Source organism: Nostoc sp. UCD121, assembly GCF_014222285.1.
Lineage (GTDB): Bacteria > Cyanobacteriota > Cyanobacteriia > Cyanobacteriales > Nostocaceae > Nostoc.
Map to the genome: position 1 here is coordinate 1 of NZ_JACKZS010000006.1, position 18,144 is coordinate 18,144.

Annotated in this window: 14 protein-coding genes and 1 pseudogene; 6 read left to right on the forward strand and 9 right to left on the reverse strand. The window is 39.8% G+C overall.

The features are described from left to right. The 6 genes and pseudogenes from GNF10_RS02355 to GNF10_RS02380 form a co-directional block, all read left to right on the forward strand. Positions 1–875 (forward strand): annotated as a pseudogene (locus GNF10_RS02355) (hypothetical protein); the annotation flags it as partial. A 244-nt stretch (positions 876–1,119) separates the two neighbouring features. Continuing rightward, positions 1,120–2,247, forward strand: a complete 1,128-nt coding sequence (locus GNF10_RS02360) for a cyclopropane-fatty-acyl-phospholipid synthase family protein (protein ID WP_185586065.1) — start codon at positions 1,120–1,122, stop codon at positions 2,245–2,247. 132 nt (positions 2,248–2,379) lie between these two features. Next, positions 2,380–3,162: a nucleoside phosphorylase gene (locus GNF10_RS02365; protein ID WP_185586064.1), complete on the forward strand. Its 783-nt coding sequence runs from the start codon at positions 2,380–2,382 to the stop codon at positions 3,160–3,162. 268 nt (positions 3,163–3,430) lie between these two features. Then, positions 3,431–3,979 (forward strand): TIGR02281 family clan AA aspartic protease, encoded by a 549-nt coding sequence (locus GNF10_RS02370; RefSeq protein WP_260446114.1) that lies wholly within the window; start codon positions 3,431–3,433, stop codon positions 3,977–3,979. Between the two features lie 25 nt (positions 3,980–4,004). Continuing rightward, complete coding sequence (locus tag GNF10_RS02375; protein ID WP_012412753.1) at positions 4,005–4,397, forward strand: carboxymuconolactone decarboxylase family protein; 393 nt, start codon at positions 4,005–4,007, stop codon at positions 4,395–4,397. Between the two features lie 58 nt (positions 4,398–4,455). Continuing rightward, entirely contained in the window at positions 4,456–5,268 is an 813-nt protein-coding gene (locus GNF10_RS02380) for an alpha/beta fold hydrolase (protein WP_185586066.1), read from the forward strand. A gap of 51 nt (positions 5,269–5,319) precedes the next feature. Here the strand turns inward: GNF10_RS02380 and GNF10_RS02385 are convergent, their stop codons facing one another. From GNF10_RS02385 to GNF10_RS02425, 9 genes are all read right to left on the reverse strand, one after another. After that, positions 5,320–5,667 carry a hypothetical protein gene (locus GNF10_RS02385; protein WP_185586062.1) on the reverse strand — a complete coding sequence of 116 codons (348 nt, stop codon included), beginning with the start codon at positions 5,665–5,667 and terminating at the stop codon, positions 5,320–5,322. A 63-nt stretch (positions 5,668–5,730) separates the two neighbouring features. Then, complete coding sequence (locus GNF10_RS02390; RefSeq protein WP_185586061.1) at positions 5,731–7,215, reverse strand: CIA30 family protein; 1,485 nt, start codon at positions 7,213–7,215, stop codon at positions 5,731–5,733. Between the two features lie 96 nt (positions 7,216–7,311). Further along, the gene (locus tag GNF10_RS02395) at positions 7,312–8,613 is read right to left on the reverse strand and encodes a response regulator (RefSeq protein WP_185586060.1); all 1,302 of its coding nucleotides are present in this window, start codon (positions 8,611–8,613) and stop codon (positions 7,312–7,314) included. 81 nt (positions 8,614–8,694) lie between these two features. Continuing rightward, positions 8,695–11,166, reverse strand: a complete 2,472-nt coding sequence (locus tag GNF10_RS02400; protein WP_260446272.1) for an S-layer family protein — start codon at positions 11,164–11,166, stop codon at positions 8,695–8,697. A gap of 363 nt (positions 11,167–11,529) precedes the next feature. After that, the gene (locus tag GNF10_RS39455) at positions 11,530–11,859 is read right to left on the reverse strand and encodes a ShlB/FhaC/HecB family hemolysin secretion/activation protein (RefSeq protein ID WP_369009405.1); all 330 of its coding nucleotides are present in this window, start codon (positions 11,857–11,859) and stop codon (positions 11,530–11,532) included. A 249-nt stretch (positions 11,860–12,108) separates the two neighbouring features. After that, positions 12,109–13,785 carry an alpha/beta hydrolase gene (locus tag GNF10_RS02410; protein WP_185607109.1) on the reverse strand — a complete coding sequence of 559 codons (1,677 nt, stop codon included), beginning with the start codon at positions 13,783–13,785 and terminating at the stop codon, positions 12,109–12,111. Between the two features lie 15 nt (positions 13,786–13,800). Then, positions 13,801–14,397, reverse strand: coding sequence for a hypothetical protein (locus GNF10_RS02415; protein WP_185585285.1), 597 nt, complete (start codon positions 14,395–14,397; stop codon positions 13,801–13,803). 123 nt (positions 14,398–14,520) lie between these two features. Then, a complete protein-coding gene (locus GNF10_RS02420; RefSeq protein ID WP_260446084.1) occupies positions 14,521–15,885 on the reverse strand; it encodes a cytochrome P450 in 1,365 nt (454 codons plus the stop codon). Between the two features lie 39 nt (positions 15,886–15,924). Beyond that, positions 15,925–17,817, reverse strand: coding sequence for a lipoxygenase family protein (locus GNF10_RS02425; protein ID WP_185585286.1), 1,893 nt, complete (start codon positions 17,815–17,817; stop codon positions 15,925–15,927). Positions 17,818–18,144 lie beyond the last annotated feature (327 nt).

The following is an 18,144-nucleotide window of genomic DNA, read 5'->3' on the forward strand; positions in this document are numbered from 1 at the left end:
TTATTAATCATTATAATAACAATAATTATAATCTTAGTAAGATTTTTTTACAAAGCGAAATCAAAGAGATTCAAAAATATACAAATAACCGAGTAGAAGAAATTCAAAATCAAGCTGAAGCAAAAAATCAATCTGATAACACAAATTCTGCATCGGTAAATGATGTTAGCAAATTAAAAACAACCAAGGAAGAAATTAAAGAGTTAAATACAATATCACAAAAAAATGCGGAGTTCAAGAGTACAGAATTGACAATTCTAAATAGTAACCTTGCCGAATTAAATGCACAATATAGCAAAAGGCAATCTGTAAATCAGAAATATAATGAATTTCTTCTCCAACTCAGTTTAGCTATTTCGGCAGGAACATTAGGTAGTATTATCAGTATTTTAATTAGAATTGAAGAATTTCAAAAAAAGAAATATTCCGATCCATTAACTCCATTTCTTGTTGGTGCTTTTAAACCAATGATTGGAGGAGCATTTGCTGTTTTATTTTTAGCCTTAATTAACTCTGGGCTAATATCAATGTTTATTAATCCTAGCATCTTCAAGCTAAATCCAACTACGAATCAAGAATCATCTCAAGACCAACAAAGGTCTTTGATTTTTGTCATAGCATTTGTTGTTGGCTTTAGTGAACGACTTGCAAAAGATTTTATCGGTAAAGCAGAAGAAATAGCAAGTGGAAATCGAGAGAATCCTGAATATAAACCAGTTACTAATGAATTATCAATTGATGTAGATAGTTTAAATATGCCAGAAAAGAAACTAACTAACAGTGCAGTTATTTTAAATACATTGCCGAAGCAAGTAGATAGCAGTGATTCACTAAATGGTGTAGATGATTTAGACCTTAACCAAGGCGATCGCTAATCTCAACAAAATAAAAAATTCTTATTAAGTTTCATGAAAAAATGTTAATTTTTAATACATGAAATCATTTTCTAACTTTAAGTTTTATTTCTCAATTTTTACCACTTTAAATAGCATCCGTGAGTTATAAGTCCTTGATTTTATGGGAGTTTTGAATTTATCGCAAGCAAAAATTGTAAAAGACGAGTATTTAGTTTTGTCATAAATTTAATATATATAACTAAAAATCTAAGGTAATGTATACATGACTTCCAGCATTACAGACAAAATCCAAAAACATACTCTTTTTGTAGATGTGAATAACAAAAACCGAATTGCTTACCAAGCTAACCGCACAGCGATCGCTGCATTCAATGCAATCTTAATGGTAGGAGCAGAGGCTTATATCAATGGGCTAAAAATCCCCGATCCTCTGCTTAAATCCCTTTTAAATCTCTCTATGCAAATCAGCTACAAATATTTTCCTTCTCTTTTAGTTCCTTATGAATGGCTGTTGCAAGAAAGCGATCGCCTTGCAGAGGGGTCACACGAACTAATGAAGGTTCAATACAACCTGCCTGAAGAAATGTTCTGTCTGATGTTAAAAGAGACAGAACTTTTATATCCTAAATACACAATGGCTCTATGGGAAAAAGGAGCATCTAACCTTGAGCAAGCTCAAATGGACATGCTCGATGATGTGATTGCAAAAGCAGGCATCGAAGACGGAGACGAAATCTTAGATTTGGGATGCGGTTGGGGTTCTGCATCAAATTACATTCTTTCCCGGTTTCCGCATGTGAAAGTAACAGCTCTTAATTTGAGCCACGGGCAATGTGAATATATGCGTAAAAAAATGCGAAACCCTACCAGTTACTTCAGTTCAGATAGATTCACTCTATATGAAAAGGACTTTAATGATATTGATTTTGAGAATAAGTTTGATAAAATTATAGCGATTGGCCTGTTTGAGCATGTAGGTAATTTAACGAAATCATTTAAAAAACTGGCTTCTCTCCTCAAAGATGACGGCAAGGTGTTAATTCACATAATCACAACCAGATTACCTTATGATATAACCCATCCTTTTATAGACAAATATGTTTTTCCAAACATGCGGGTATGGAATTATGATGTCATCCCAAAGGTTAATACAGGACTGAAAACTATTAATCAATGGTATTTAAATGGTGCTAACTACTCAAAGACTCTGATAAATTGGTTGATGAATTTTGACCAGAATCAAACAAAAGTCCCAGATTTAAATTATGGTATGGACTATGGCAAGTTCTGCCGGATGTGGAGACTTTATTTGCTTTTGTGCATTGTGTATTTTGACGGTTGTGATGGTGAAATTCTTGGTAACGGTCAATACTTGTTGGTTCATGCGTGACAAGTTAATTGTATAAGTCCTAATAATTTAGCGATCGCCCAACCATATCAAGAGCAATTCTTGGTTCCTTAGTTGTAGGAGCCAGCAATAAGAAACGCTCCGATCTGCGAATACGCGTGCGAGTAGCATTGAATGGCAAATAAACGCTTTTATCATATTGGCTTTGGGCAAGATGATTTAGGTTCATCCCCTCCCAGCATTGCCCTATTATCGGGCGATCCAGAGCGATCGCGCTTAATTGCCCAAACTTATTTCCAAGATGTCCGCTTATTATCGGAAAATCGCGGTCTAAATAGCTATGTAGGATACTTACCAAATGGCCGCAGCATCTTATCAGCTACTAGTGGTATGGGTGCGCCTTCATTAAGTATTGTTGTCAACGAGTTGATACAAGTAGGAATTCGGCAAATTATTCGTATTGGAACTTGCGGAGCAATTCAACCTTATATACCAGTCGGTAGCGTTGTTATTAGCAGTGCAGCATTATGTCGCCAAGGTGCAGCTTATGACATTGCGCCTATGGAATATCCAGCCGCAGCCGATCCGTTTCTGACAGTAGCTTTGGTTCAAGCTGCGCGAAAATTAAAGATTGAACATTACATCGGAATTACGGCATCAGTTGATACTTTTTACGAAGGGCAAGAACGCACAGATTCCGCAAATCTAAATTTAATGCGATCGCTGCATGGCATCACTGAAGAATATCGGCGCTTAAATATCTTGAATTATGAGATGGAATCCGGCACACTATTCAAAATGGCAGGTGTGTATAATTTTGCTGCTGCTACTATTTGCGGTGTAGTTGCTGGGCGTACTGTAAGTGAAAATATCATCTTAGAACAGAGGAATATTGCTGTGAAAAATGCGATCGAAATTGCTGTAAATACAGCAGCAACTTTTGAGTCAGACAATTAATATTTACTTGATAAGTTAACTCTCAGTAGTTTCATCATGTCTTCACCCAATCTTTAATTTTTCACTCAGTAATTCTAGCTAATATAGTTTACAGAACAGTATTTCATATTATAAAAACATATAAAAAATCACCATAATTATCCTAAAAATAAACACATTATTTAAGCTATTAAAAGTAAATATTGTCAGCAATTTAGATTTCAATAAATATTGAAAAAAGGGAGTAAAAGCTAATATGAATAATATTTTTAGGCATGGGATTAAAACTATGACTTCAACTGTGATGTCTAGGACGAGCTACGCCTACGCACTAATCCCAACGCTGATATTTTTAGGATTCTCTCATCGAGTAATAGCAGACGATCCAGGAGCATGTTACATGGTAACTTCCTCCGGTAAAACCGTTGGATTAGAAAGGCTTTGTGGCAATATAGCCGCACCTTCAGACGATAGAGTTTTTCGAGTTTCAATTAAACGCCGCTTTGGTGGAACTCCTGTGATTGACGTTACCTTCAATGACAAAAAAACCTTTGAAATGATTGTAGATACTGGTGCTAGCGGGACTATTATCACACAAAGTATGGCGAATACACTTAAACTCCAGACTACAGGTACAATGCAAGCCCAAATTGCCGATGGTAGCGAAGTAGAATTTCCAACCAGTAAGGTAAAATCTATTGCAGCAGGTGGAGTTACAGCCAATAATCTTCAGGTAGCGATCGCACCCAAAGCCAGCATCGGCTTACTGGGCCACGATTTCTTCGGCAACTATGATATTAAGATTCTGGAGAGAGAGGTCGAATTTCATCACCGCTAATGGTTGGAAGTAAAAACATAGAAACATGACTAAGCTGATTGAATACGAAGAAGCCAGCGATGAAATCCGGGCAGTATATGACGATATCCGCGTCACCCGCCAGAATGACTATATCAATAACTTTTGGAAAGCCATAGCTAATCATCCCCCTACCTTGCAACGAACTTGGCAAGCGGTGAAAGAAGTGATGACTAGCCCTGGTGAAATTGATCCACTGATGCGAGAACTAATTTATATCGCTGTGAGTGCGACAAATGGCTGTGAGTATTGTATTGCCTCGCACACAGCAGGAGCGCGGGCCAAGGGGATGAATGATACCATGTTCGGGGAACTCATGGCGATCGCAGCTACTGCCAACATGACCAATCGCCTCGCCAACGGCTATCAAATTCCGGTGGACGAGAGATTTAAGACTTAGGAGTGTAGCGTTGTCTATCCCTGCTTCAGATCGATCGGGTTTAGCAGAATTATTGACTATGCCAAAGCTTCAGGTTAACGGGATTGATTTGTTCTACGACATTAAGGGAACGGGTGAGCCTTTGCTATTAATAGCTGGCTTCCTTTGCGATCATGCCTATTGGTCGTTAATTATGCCATCGCTGATTTCGCAGTATCAAGTTATTCGCTTAGATAACCGAGGTATGGGACGAAGTTCTGCTCCCAAAACCCCCTATAGTCTGAAGCAGATGGCTAATGACGTTGCAGCATTGCTCGATCATCTTGCGATCAATAAGGTGCATCTAGTAGGTCATTCAATGGGAGGTCAGATAGCTCAAGAATTAGTGTTAGCATATCCTGAAAAAGTGCAAAGTTTAATGCTGCTTTCGTCACTGGCAAAGGGTGATGAATTATTCAACAGCATCATTGAGACTTGGGGCGAACTCTGCGCTAATGTAGACCTGAAACTTTATGAAAAAGTCGTATTACCCTGGATATTTACAGATACCTTCTACTCGATTCCTGGCATGATCGAAGGTCTGATCGAATTTGCAATCAGATATCCTTTCCCACCACCGACTCATTCACTACATCATCACAGCCAAGCCATGCTTGACTTTGACACAACAGATTGCCTTCAAAAAATTCATTGTCCTACCCTAGTTCTAGTTGGCAAACAAGACATTCTCACCCCGCTAAAGTTTTCCCAGCAACTTGCTCAAGGCATTCCCAACTCTGAACTTGTAATTCTCGAAGGTGGGGGTCATGGCTTCTTAATTGAGTCGCCGGATACTGTGATTTCAGCCATGCTTAAGTTCCTGCGGAAATTGAAGCCAGCTTACACGATGTAATCACAGCATAAGGTGTTAAGTTCCGAAAGCTAGATAAGATAATTTAAATACTCAGCGATTTTCTAATTTAGAAACTCGCCCCTCTAATTTATTGACTTGTTGCTTCAATTCAACCACCAAAGTTGCCAGCCGATCAAACATCGGATCTTGCTGTGATAAATTTCCTCTGGAACCACTTGACTGTCGTGGGGTAAGTGTCGTTCTTCGAGATGGAGATTGGCGGCCTTGACCAAGTTGAGATTCTATCTGGTTTAATCGTGACTCCACACGATTCAAGTCCGCTTCCAGGTTACTGATGCGAGACTGCACTTGCTGCGATAAAGCAGTTTTTCCAAATAATCCGCCCCAGATAATAGTTGCTAAAATCCCAGCAACTATTAACACTTGATTTTTTTTCATAACAGTCTATTTAGACAGCATCTATTGGTATGGCTACAGAGTATAAATCTATAGCCACTTAACTTATTTATCCTTGACTAAATTAGGAAATAGCTTCTGCCAATCGATAGAGTTAACAGTATTATCTGTCTGTTTTACCTCAAAGGTGACATTACAAGCTTTCGCTATTTTTAGCGCTTGCACGCAAAGTTCTGCCACATCTTCACGGCTGATTTTGCCCTTAATATTATCGCCTTGCTCCAATATTAATTCCTTACCCCCTGCTTCTTCAGTTAAAGCACAAGGTCTAATAATCGTATAAGGAATTCCGCTTTCTCTTAAACTATCTTCTCCCTTCAACTTCCAAGTTAGAATTCCTCCTAATTGGTCATTTAATTTAACTGCTGGCGGTTCTTCATCTAAATTAATGCCAGGGCGGCCGGGACGAGTTACGCCTGCTGAACTGACTAGGATAAATTGTGGTAAAGTTGTGCCGCCGTAAGCTTTAATTGATTCCAATTGCAAAGTAAAACCACCAGGGGAAAATTTGGGATTCAAAGCCCCATCATATTCAAATTTGCTCAACATCAATTGGAATGAACAAATTCTAGTCTGCTCAATAGGTGGCGCATCTTTGACAACTTTTGCCCGAAAGACGGGAATCAAATCTGCAAAGGGAATGTGAACATCTATCCAAGTATTAGCTACTGTGTCAAAAGAATAGCTATAGCCAATGCCATCCCATTTTGTATCTGTTCGTAGGAAGATTTTATAACGTTGTCCATCACCTTTGACGCGCAATTTTACACCTTCATAACCGGATAAGTTGAAGGGCGGATCAAAATTCTTAGTTCTAACAGATGCAAATCCGCCAGAGTTAGCGGTGGAGACATTACCAGCAAACAAAGCTGTATTTTCTACTAATTGGATATTGCTAGCACTCACGCCACCCATGACGACATCATCCAACGCCCCCCAGTTATCTTTTAATTCTGCTGATGGCTTGGTGAAATCAAATATCGGTTTTTCATTTGCTTGGGGTAGATATTTCGCGGCTGCTTGGACTAAGTTTTTGACACCTTGATATTCTACATTTTCTGGGGTGTCGCCAACAATTTCTGGCTGGTAAAATTTAACACCTTGATAATATTTGGCTCTATCGGCTGTGTCTCCCTCAACTGGTTGCACGCGCACTGCTGTGCAGCAAACTACAGCTTGGATATCAGCCATAACTAAAGGAGTTAAAGTTTCTGGTTTTGTAATATCCGCAACTACTAAGTCTATATCATTGCCTAGAATCGATCGTGCTTTGTCAATGTCTCGAACTAGGGCGCGAACTTTATAACCCCGTTGGAGCGATCGCTGCACCACTCGTTTACCTACACCACCTGTTGCACCTGCTACTAGTATTACACCCACGTTTCTCCCTCCATTGGGTCTATCTTGATTATCCTTTGGACGGCCTTTCCTTAACTGCTGTACCCAGTTAAGGAAAGGAATTACCTCAAAGTAAGTCAGGGTTTCGAGAAACCTGCCTAAGTCCCATTGAGAACGATTTTTGTCAGTCATATTTGCGTCCTCATAACTTTCTTCAGTCTAGCCCAATGAGCTAGTTATGTTGTCTCTAAGCCAATCCCCACACTTTTAATAGTATATTTTTGCCGCTTACTGTCGAACTGGAATTAAGATCACAAATTCTGTACCTTGCTCTGTAGAAGAGTTGCACTCGATTGAACCACCATGCTTTTCCACTATAATTTGTCGAGCGATCGCCAGCCCTAATCCTGTACCTTTACCAACACTTTTGGTAGTAAATAAGTGGTCAAATATTTTTTGTTTGACTGATTCGCTCATGCCAATTCCATTATCAGCAATTTTCACCTCAACATTTAACTCTTTCAAGGAAGTGGTAATTGTAATTCGGTTAGGATTAGATTTAATTTTCTCACAACTCCAACCTGTATTTGATTCATCCAATGCATCTATAGCATTTGCTATTAAATTCATAAATACTTGATTTAGTTGACCAGGATAGCAAGTAATTAGAGGTAGCGCCCCATATTTTTTGACAACCTCGATTGTAGGGCGATCTCCCTGATCTTTAAGTCGATGTTTTAAGAGCATTAAGGTACTCTCAATTCCTTCATGAATTTGAAACTCGACCAGAGATAAAGTATCAGATCGAGCAAAGGTTCTTAGAGAGAGGCTAATATCCTTAAGACGATCGATTCCCTGGTGCATTGATTCCATAATTTTTGGTAAATCTTTAGCCAGATACTCTAAGTCAATTTCTTCAATGAGTTCTTCAATTTCCGGGTCTGGGTGTGGTAACTTTTGCTGTTGGAGATTCACCAAACGCAGGAGATCATTCATATATTCTTCAATATGAGAGCAACTTCCACTAATAAAACCAATTGGGTTATTAATCTCATGACCTATGCCTGCAACAAGTTGTCCAAGGGTGGACATTTTCTCACTTTGAATTAGTTGTAGTTGGGTATTTTGTAACTTTTGTAGAGATTGAGTTAATTCTATGGTGCGTTCTTCCACTCTTTGTTCGAGGGTATGAGTAAGATGGGAGATGTTCAAATGTAACTTTAATCGAGCAATGAGTTCTTCTTTTTGAAAAGGTTTGGTAATGTAATCAACTGCACCAATTTCTAGTCCTTTTACTTTATCTGTGGCATCGCATAAAGCAGTCATAAAAATGACCGGAATATTCTTAGTGATAAAATTGGCTTTCAGTCGGCGGCAAATTTCAAATCCATCAATATCCGGCATCATTACATCCAGGAGAATGAGGTTGGGATCACAGTATTCTGCTTGTTCAATGGCCGATTCTCCATCGGTTGCCATGAGTATTTTCCAACCACATCCTTGAATTGCTTGTGATAGAACTTTGAGATTATTGGGATTGTCATCTACCAAAAGGATATGCATTGACTTCAACATAGGTTCGAGCATCATTGATGTGATTTAGTTGTTACAAAATAAAAATTACTCACAGTATAAGAGCTTAAAGGATAAGTAAACTTATCCTCTCTAACTCTATAATTTCGATGTATATAGATCGGCAACAATTGATGGCTGTGCGATCGCCGAACTTTTGAAAAAATCGGGGATCTGACCTAAATTTTTCTTAGGAAGTACCGCACAGGTTAAAGATGGTTGTATTCTTGTAGAAGCTTGATTTGCAACTAACTCGATTTTACCTTGAGCATTGCGTCCCCAGCCTGTGGCTTGGAGGAGAGTTTCTGGGGTAGTTGGAAGTTGTGCTGTGACATTGCCAGTTTTACGGTATGCAGAGATATCGCGGATGTCAGACCAAGTGCGATCGCTCGTCATTTCCTGATTGGGATTTTGCGGTACACCACCCCGACCCGTTACGATAAATCGGCTGCCTTGGTTTGGAGAACAACCACTGGCTATTTGCTGTGATGAATCAGTGACATTCGCTGGTAGTTCCACTAAGCCAGAATTGGGATCGACACCAATATTATTAACTTGAACCGTACCGTTGACCCCAAACTGGGAACTGGCAGTGATGTCGTTTTCGGGAGTCAGTTGAGGACGATATTTCAGCCCAATAATTCCTTGGGTAGTGATTTGAATATTGCCACCTTTTCCTTGGACTGCATTGGCTATAATGTCACTGTTTTCTAAACCCACGATGTTGGGAGCATTAAGCGTGATATTGCCACCATTACCATTGCCCTCTGCTTCTGCACTGATAAAGCTACCATGACGCATCAGTAGTAGATCCCGTAGTTGTAAATTAGTGTTACCACCACCACCTGCTTTTGTGGATGCTGAAATGCTGGCCCCATTATCGAGTCGTAGGGTGTTCGCCTGAATGTTTAAAGTACCAGCTTTACCGGAGCCAAGGTTTTGGACAAAAACTGTTGCACCATTACTAATGTTAAGAAGTGGGGTGTTAATCGTGGTGTTACCTGAAGTAGCGCTGGAAACTCCAAAAACAGGACGAACAGCACTACCAATATAGCTGGGATTTGCTGCATCTTTGACACCATTCACATCAATCGATTCAGATGCATTGATAGTCAGTGAACCCGCATTTCCTAAAACTATGCTAGAAGCTGATACTCTGCCGCCAGCTTGAAGCGACAGCTTGCGGGTATCGATTTTCAAATCCCCGGCATTACCAAACCCGAATGTGGCAGTAGACAACAGACTAAAATACAAACCTTTTGGCGCTCCCTCATTTGTCACCTGAATTGTATCTGCCTTGACAATGAGATCGCCGCCATTACCGAAACGGTAGGGTCTTGCTGCTATATTGCCGCCAGCTAAGATAGACAGGTTTTGAGTGGAAATATTGATATCTCCACCTTTCCCAGTCCCATAGGAAGCAGCTAATATCTGGCTGACTGATCGAAAAGTATTAGGATCACCAAATGCAAAACCATTCACCCGCATTTCATCAGTATTTATTGCAATATTGCCACCCGGTGCTGTGCTAAAGGTACGGTTTAAGATATACCCACCCCCATCAATATTCAATTTTGGGGTGGTAACAATAATATTCCCTGCCGCACCTGGGGATATAGTTTCATTAATTAAACTGCTGGAACTTTTAAAATCAGGAGACTTGCCGATAATCTGGAGGGACTCTGTGGCATTGATTGCAATATCACCAGCAGTTTGGTTGCTGCGATTTTGCACTAATATCAGTGAACCATCTCGGATGCTGACCTGTTTACCCTGAATTTGAATGGCTCCTCCCCTTTGCCCAGTGAGGTCGCGTGTAGATGCTAAAGCTCGTTGGGTTATCTGAATATTGCCAAAACTCGAAGTATTAGGATAACTCAACGCAAATCCTTCAGCGATGGAACTGAGGGCGACGCTTCCGTTAGTAATGCTACCGAGTTCTATTTGCCCTCCTGGTGCGGAGAGCAATCCTCCAGCTAAGGCAACATTCCCACCCAGCAATGCCAGTGTCTTTCCAGATTGCAACTGTAATCCTCTCGTACCGAGGTTTAATCCAGAAACCTGAAGTGATTCGCCTAACTGGGCATTGTGTCCTGACCCTTGGACAACAATTGCACCTGGATTACTACCCATCTGCAAACCAATGGGAACATTGATGCTCAACAATGGAGCTTTTTGAGGACTAATTGCGCTAAATTCAGCACCATCGCTAAATTTAATGCTCTGAGCAGTTGTCCCAAAAAAGGAACCGCCAATATTAAGTTGGGCATTCGCACCGAAAATAATCCCACTGGGATTGAGCAAAAACAGATTAGCGCTACCATTGGCTTTAATTAAACCATCAATGTTGGAAACACTATTTCCAGTGACGCGAGAAAAAATATTTTGCACATCTGCGGCATTGTTGAAAAAAGCCGAGCCGTTACTAGGAACTGAAAATTGGCTGAAGCTGTGGAATAAATTGTTGCCAACTCGATTACCGTTAATGATGGTAAAGTTATTACCACTTTGAGAGACAGCAGTATTTAAAGTGCTATCAGGAATTACCTGGGCACTCACAGGCATTACCATCAACGGCACTATTCCAGCGCACAGACTCAACCAAATAGAGTTCGTTGTCATTGCCAAGCCTTTATTTATACCTTGCACTTTAGGTTGCCCAAAACGGTATAGTTTTGAAACATCGCCTCAAACCCGGATTTCTCACGATACTGTAGGCAGAGGAGTGTGGGGAGTGTGCGGGGTCAGATTTTTTCCCCATCCTCCCACACCTCCCACACTCCTTGATTTCTCACAAGTGAGAAATCAAGGTCAAAATGGCGAATAACGCAGTGAGAAGTACAAACCATTTTCTTGGAGCGATCGCTTTTCACCATCCACTGAGATTAAAGGAATGCCCCAATCTAAACGAGCCGATAAGTCATCACCCTGCTTTCACAACAGCCCCAACCCAGTACTAACAAGGGTGCTAGGCGATGGATCTTTGCCGTTGACGTTCCAACCTTTACCTACATCAATGAAGGGAGTCAGTTGCAGCACCCCGTTAATCTTATTGGCGCGGACAATGGGGACTCGAAATTCTGCCGAAAACAACAGACCATTATCTGTAAGTAATGCGTCTTGGCGATAGCCCCAGACACTTAGTTGTCCACCAAGACCAAATTGCTCTAAAGGCACTAAGTTCTTCAACCTCAACTTGCAATACATTGCTTCCCGGATGTACGCCTGTTTGTAATTCGGCTGAGAGGTTTTGGATGCGTGGATCGAGGCGGAGTAGTTGGAGTTTTTCTAAGAGGCGTGGTACGTTTAGGGGTTTGCCAGCACCCAGTTGGATGCGATCGCGAATGTATTGACTACGTAATCGTCTGTTACCAATGATTTTGATTTCTTGCAGACTGCCTTCGATTATCTGAATCTTTACTGTTCCTGCTTCTAGTGTCTGCGGTGTAATCTTGAATAGTCAGGATGTCGCGTTTGCTAACCCCTATCACCAATGATTTCGGAATCTCTTGTCTAACGTTGAGTTTTTTGTTGATAAATTTGCGGCGCAAGAATCACTTGAATTTGCTTTTCTTGGCATCTTTGAGAAAAAACGCTAATTTGCTCAGACTCGTCTCCTTCAATAGACAAAGATCGTAAAAATCCTTGAAATCCTAAAAAAGCTAATTCGTAAATGGCTTTTTGACTAAAACCGCCTCCAAAATAGCCTGTGTGGGTATCAATACCTTGAGGATCTCTATTGTTAATAGACTTCCGAATAAATGCCAAGGTTAGGAGAATATAATTCCCAAAATTTATCGCTGGCTTTTGGATGGCAGAACTAACAATTCCGATCTGATCCATCCGGTCATCTTTATAATCTGTACAGTCAAAATATGTAAATAAATCTGCGGGTTGTACCCACTCTTCTGACATTTTAGTTATCTCTTCAAGTTTTCTATGTTCGCTACTAGAAGAACGGATCTCTAAATATTTATAAGGATTATCAAGTCTATAACCTTTGCCATAGTCTTGCTTTTGCAAATTAACAACTCCATATCTGGGTGCGTGACCCACTAAATCATTTTTATTGTTGAAATGCTTAACTGTTATATTACCAAGCCTGTATCCACTAATACGAGTTCGCGCTGGAAAACTAAAATAATTTGCGGCAGTAGAGGTAAATCGTAACGCTAAGTCTCCCTCGTTACAAAATATATAAGCTTCTTCGCAACGACGTAAAGAAGAACGAAGAAAATTAGCACGTCCGGGGAAGATACTTTCTACAGGAATATCAGGTGCAACTAGCACAATTCTGCCTAATCTAAATACATTCCCAATATCCGAATCTGGTTTTTTATTAATAGATTTTACATCAAAAACATCAGAGAGAATACGAATTACATTTGTAACTACAAAACATCCCATGCTATGACTAATAAAAGATAATTTAATCCGTTTATTTCGAGGCAGTTTTACCGTATAATCAAGCTGTCTAATCAATTCAACTAAATCTGTAACTCCGTAATTAGTCGCTCTATAAGTATCACGAAAATAAGTAGATAACCTAAGAATAATTAATGTAAAAATAATTGTAGATACAATGCCAGATAAGATTAACATCACTGTGAAAAAGTGAACAGCGCTATTACTCAAAATATTTAAGAACAATAAAGCTATAGCAGACCATATACTAATTGTTAAGCCCAGAGCTAAATTGATAGCTAGTAAAATTGGTAGAGAAGAAAGTGCGTTGATTAGCTTTTGCCCAAAAGAACCAGACTCATCGGTTTTAGTGGGATTTTCTGATGGCCATCTATATCCAATAAAAATATACTTATTTGGTTGCTGAATAGACGTATTAATATATTCATAAATCTTTTTGCAGCCTATCTCTGTATCCGATGGTGTAGAACTATATCCATGAATATTTATAATTATTTCTGGTTCGGAGCTTGATTCCAAAGTTTTAGCAATTTTCTCAATCATCTCTTGGGTTGAAGGTTCAGCTTGTCTATCATTGATATTAAAAAGCTTTTTATTAGCAACTAATGATAAATATCTATTAGAATTATGTTCTTCTGTTTCAACGTTCAGTTTGGCAGTACTAACTACTAAATAGCCAGGGATTTTTTCCTGATTAGTTTTTTTAAATTCGTATATTTTATACGGTTGATTGTCTGGCAGATTTTGATTATCACAATAGTTCATCAGGTCTATTTCCTTTTACGATTTAGGTTTAGATATCGTAATCGCTTTTTGTTGATTTGAGTGATGTGCAATCACTAAACACTCATTTTGCACCCTGGAAAGCATATCGGTAAAAGCAGGAGTATAACTACCATCTTTATCAACAACCTTACGTAGAGTATACTCACCAGCCCTAGAAAGTCCGCCAAACCAGACGTTATTTCTGTGCCAAATATCTCCATTGATAAAATTTTTATCTTGGGACATTGTACAACTTACAATCAATGTTGAAATTGGGATTCCCAGCAAAATAGGGATGATTTGAGCTTGTTGCAACGTTTCATCTTCAAATTGAATTTTGTAAGTTACTTTAAACCATTGAATTAAACGTAGTAATATCCAACCCGCAATCGAGTTATGAAAAGTCCACTGTAACGGTGAAAAAATTGGTAAAACCAAAGTTCTGTTCTGTGTGTCCCATTCCAAATTGTACATAGTAATGCAAGTATCTGGAAGGGGATTCCCATCCATAAAGAACACACCCTTCAGGATAGATGGTAAGTTTGTTTCTTTAATTGGAATCATCCAGGTTGCAATATTATCGAGTTGCTTCTTTTCAATTAATTCAGCCATAGTGATTTTTAATTCGTAATGGGCTATACCCCGCTACGCTAACGTAATTCGTAATTAATACACATTCAAAAAGCACTTTACAAACATCCTCTAATTCAAAACTACAAACTCCTAGTTTTTTACTTACAGTCGTTGAGTAAAACCTTGTAGCACTAAATTATTAGGAGTAACGGCATTTACTTTTTCAAAATCCCATTTGGCTTCTGTAATTGAGTCCCATTGATAGTTCTGGAAGAGATGTAAACAAAAAATCTTGATAAAACCAATTGATAAGGATTTACCAGGACAGGCTCGCTCATGCCCTTCACCGTTCCAAGATAAAATATCTGAAAAATTCCGTGTTAGGTCAAAATCATTTGGATTTTGGTATCTGTTGGCATCCCGATTAGCCGTAAAAATAGAGCCAAGCAAACGAGTACCTTTTTGGAATGGACATTTTTGTTCTCCAATCTCAACTTCACCCCCTTCAGTGGTGAGTTGGCTAACAAACCGCACAGGTGGATAGAGACGAGCCGTTTCTAGAATCACTTGATTGAGAAGTGTTAACTGTTCTAGAGCGTCTGGGTTTAAAGTTTTCTTACCATTCCAGACTGCATTCACTTCTGATACTACATCATTTCTGAGGGCATTATTCAAGCAGAGAACACCAATAACTGATCCTAAAAGCGCACTCGTGCCGGCAGTACCAGCGATATGAATCATATCGAAAAGGGTATTAGCAATTTGGTGTTCATTCAATTGATACTGAGCGCCTGTTTCAAAGTAAGATGCCCATTTAGCTGATTGTTTATATTGCTTGGTTAAATATTGACGATGCCGAATTTTTGGTGCTGTTAATATTGCTAGCAGATACTTGTTAATAAAATTAGGCAAGGATGCGAGAGCTAAACCTTTAATGTAACTATCGGATGCTGTGATTTCTTCCTCAGATAAAGATATCTGAAAAACCAGTTGATGCAAAACTGATAGCATGATCTTTGGCAAATCGTTGCCGATGTGTAATTTGCCTTGTTTAGCAGCTTCTAACAAGCTTTGCTCAACTAGATTCCCTAAGAAGTCTATCTTTTGGGACGGTTCTGGTAAGGCTTGTAAGATTACACTACGTAGTCCTGTGTGTTCATTACCGTTCGTTCCCAAGCTCAGAGGATTATCAAGCAGGTAGCTAGGAGCTAATATTCTGATGATGCCTAAATCATTTCCCCGCAGTTGTGGTTGGGTTTGCATTAGTTCCCTCACCTGGGAGTGAGAGGAATGCATAATTGCTTGGTCTACTGCAAAATATTTGTCTCCAATATTGTCCTTACGGATATAGAGAAAGTCCCGCCATGCTTTGAGTATGATTGAGGCATCTGTATAATAGAAAATCAAACGCAGAAACTTGCCGATCGCAGTGTCATAACCTACTTTGGCTAGTATAGGTGCAAGCCATAGCTGGCGATCGTGACCTTTGAGAACTTTATCTTTAAGCGTCATAATATTTACTGTCATTTGTTATTGGTCATTTGTCATTTGCCATTTGTCCCTAATTCAGATATTGATGCTCTGAGGAATTTTAGAAGGAAGTAGATACTCATAGGGTGGACGGTGCAAATTACGTTGCTTGATGGTATCTTCTACCTGCTGAAGATTACTTTGGAATGCTTGTAGCAATGGTTTTACTTTTTGGTCTGTAAAATATCCTTGCTGATATTCGCCCAGCTTGTTGTAGTATACAGACCCTAATAAGCTGAGTAGGTTGTATTGCCGTTGCGCTTGATCTAAAGGGGGGAGCAAATTAAGGTAGTCTTGTTCAGTAACTTCTCTTTTAAGAGTTGAGGCTGGTAAATAACCTGCCATTGGTATAGCTGCGGCGTAGCCCATCAAATCTTTTTGCGGAAAGTTAACGGCTGCATGTTGGGCACTGGCAGTAAAAATAATCAGTGTAGTGGCATCAATCAAGTAATTTAGGGTTTTGATGCCCCCATCTTCGCCAAAATCGGGGATACGACCACCATCGTAAGCTGAGATTTCAGCTGCCCACGGTTGTAGGGCTGTGTCTTGATGAATGTCTTCATCGGTGGTGTAGTAAAGGTTTAAGTAGTCCCAAACCCATTGATGAATAGCATCCCATACTAATAATGCGTCATCCCGGTAAGGATAAACAGGCAAAAGATTAGGATCATCCACACCACGCTGTTGGAATTGCTTAGGTAAGATGGCACTATTGAAACTATAGCTTTGCAATCCTAGCACCGCTAAAACGCGAGAATTATCGATTGATGCTGAGAGTAATCTATCGACACCACCGCCTGGAGCAATGAGAGTACGTTGGGCGGCATCGTTAATTGCTAAGGTGCTTTCAAAATGGGGGCGCAGCAGGATTCTCAGGGGATGTGTGAGTGGCAATTGTCTTGCGGTGGCGATCGCAAAAACACCAATCAAAAGATGAGTTCTTGCTAGGTGAGTAACAGCTTCGTGGGTGTTAGCATCTGCTATTTGGACAACTGTTTTGGCAAAAAGCCAAGCGTATTTACCGGAGTTAGGGGTAACAATTGGATAATCTGGGTCTGGGGTTTGACCGCATTGAATGGCTACCGGACGCAATAGACGGGTGGGATCTGAACCTTTGGGTAAGGCAAATAGTGCTAAGGGAGCATAGAGATATTTTTGCTCGTGTGGGAATGTACCGTTGATCGCACCATCTAAAATTTTATAGTCAGCTAAGTAGAGCCTGCCTTCAAGCCCTGCTGCTGCTAATGAATCGTCATTTCCCATCACTGCTTGGTAATGTTTGTCTGTGACTGGGAAGCGATCGCTTAGAGTAGTTACTCGCTCAATCATTACGGGATTGTAGCCAGCCACTCTCATGTACGCAAATACTTCATCTTCCTGGTAAGTTTTAGCGATGGCTGGTAAACTAATCACCGGAAACAAATTTTCGTAGTCTTTGAGACTGGTTGCATGTCCTGTAGGCTGTCCTTCATATAGAAGGTTAATTATCCTATTTAGAGCATCTCTAAGGATCACAAGTCCGTTTTCTTTCAAAATAGAATGAAAAAGCTCATCGAGTTCTCTAAAATCCTTAGATATCCCTTTGAGCAAAAGCTGAGGGATAATTTGCAAGATTCTTGCCAGAATGCTGATTCGGGCTGGTACTGCTCCCTTGAGCAAGGCTTCTAAAACAAATCTTTCGACATCATCACGAATCGATTTAGAATCTTGATTGCCTCTGTTGACAATCAAGGTATTGATAAAAAGAACTCGTAACTGCTGGGCTAATAAAAAATACCAATTAGTGGTGAACTCTTCCGTAATAGAAAGCTGATCCACCATCGCAATAGATGGAATATGGTTGTAGTTATATTGATACTCTTGCCTAGCTATATCTAAATTATGAGTACTTGATGAACTGATTGAATGATCTGGTGATAAAGCAGTCATTGGCTCTACTCATGTGTAGTACTGGGAAATTTAACACTTGAGGATAAACAGGTTTGAGTTACTAACTTTCAGCCGAAGGAACAGGCAATGGGCAACAGTGAAGATTTTTGGTTAGATGGGGATCTTGTTCCCTCGACTTTTCATCGGGTCAGAAGCCCCGTCCCAATGGGACAATAGTATTGGACGGGTTAACTACCTTCCAACTCCTGCCCTCTTTCCTCTTACCTGTTGCCTATTGCCTTTACCTAAACTTATTATCGCAATCAAGTTTGAAATTTTGATTTTTCTAAAGGAATTTTCTGGAATTTCTTAACTTCTAAGCTAGAT

Coding starts and splice junctions, on each gene's coding strand:
- GNF10_RS02360 (WP_185586065.1), top strand. CDS start 1,120: ATGACTTCCAGCATTACAGACAAAATCCAAAAACATACTCTTTTTGTA.
- GNF10_RS02365 (WP_185586064.1), top strand. CDS start 2,380: ATGGCAAATAAACGCTTTTATCATATTGGCTTTGGGCAAGATGATTTA.
- GNF10_RS02370 (WP_260446114.1), top strand. CDS start 3,431: ATGACTTCAACTGTGATGTCTAGGACGAGCTACGCCTACGCACTAATC.
- GNF10_RS02375 (WP_012412753.1), top strand. CDS start 4,005: ATGACTAAGCTGATTGAATACGAAGAAGCCAGCGATGAAATCCGGGCA.
- GNF10_RS02380 (WP_185586066.1), top strand. CDS start 4,456: ATGCCAAAGCTTCAGGTTAACGGGATTGATTTGTTCTACGACATTAAG.
- GNF10_RS02385 (WP_185586062.1), bottom strand. CDS start 5,667: ATGAAAAAAAATCAAGTGTTAATAGTTGCTGGGATTTTAGCAACTATT.
- GNF10_RS02390 (WP_185586061.1), bottom strand. CDS start 7,215: ATGACTGACAAAAATCGTTCTCAATGGGACTTAGGCAGGTTTCTCGAA.
- GNF10_RS02395 (WP_185586060.1), bottom strand. CDS start 8,613: ATGATGCTCGAACCTATGTTGAAGTCAATGCATATCCTTTTGGTAGAT.
- GNF10_RS02400 (WP_260446272.1), bottom strand. CDS start 11,166: ATGGTAATGCCTGTGAGTGCCCAGGTAATTCCTGATAGCACTTTAAAT.
- GNF10_RS02410 (WP_185607109.1), bottom strand. CDS start 13,785: ATGAACTATTGTGATAATCAAAATCTGCCAGACAATCAACCGTATAAA.
- GNF10_RS02415 (WP_185585285.1), bottom strand. CDS start 14,397: ATGGCTGAATTAATTGAAAAGAAGCAACTCGATAATATTGCAACCTGG.
- GNF10_RS02420 (WP_260446084.1), bottom strand. CDS start 15,885: ATGACAGTAAATATTATGACGCTTAAAGATAAAGTTCTCAAAGGTCAC.
- GNF10_RS02425 (WP_185585286.1), bottom strand. CDS start 17,817: ATGACTGCTTTATCACCAGATCATTCAATCAGTTCATCAAGTACTCAT.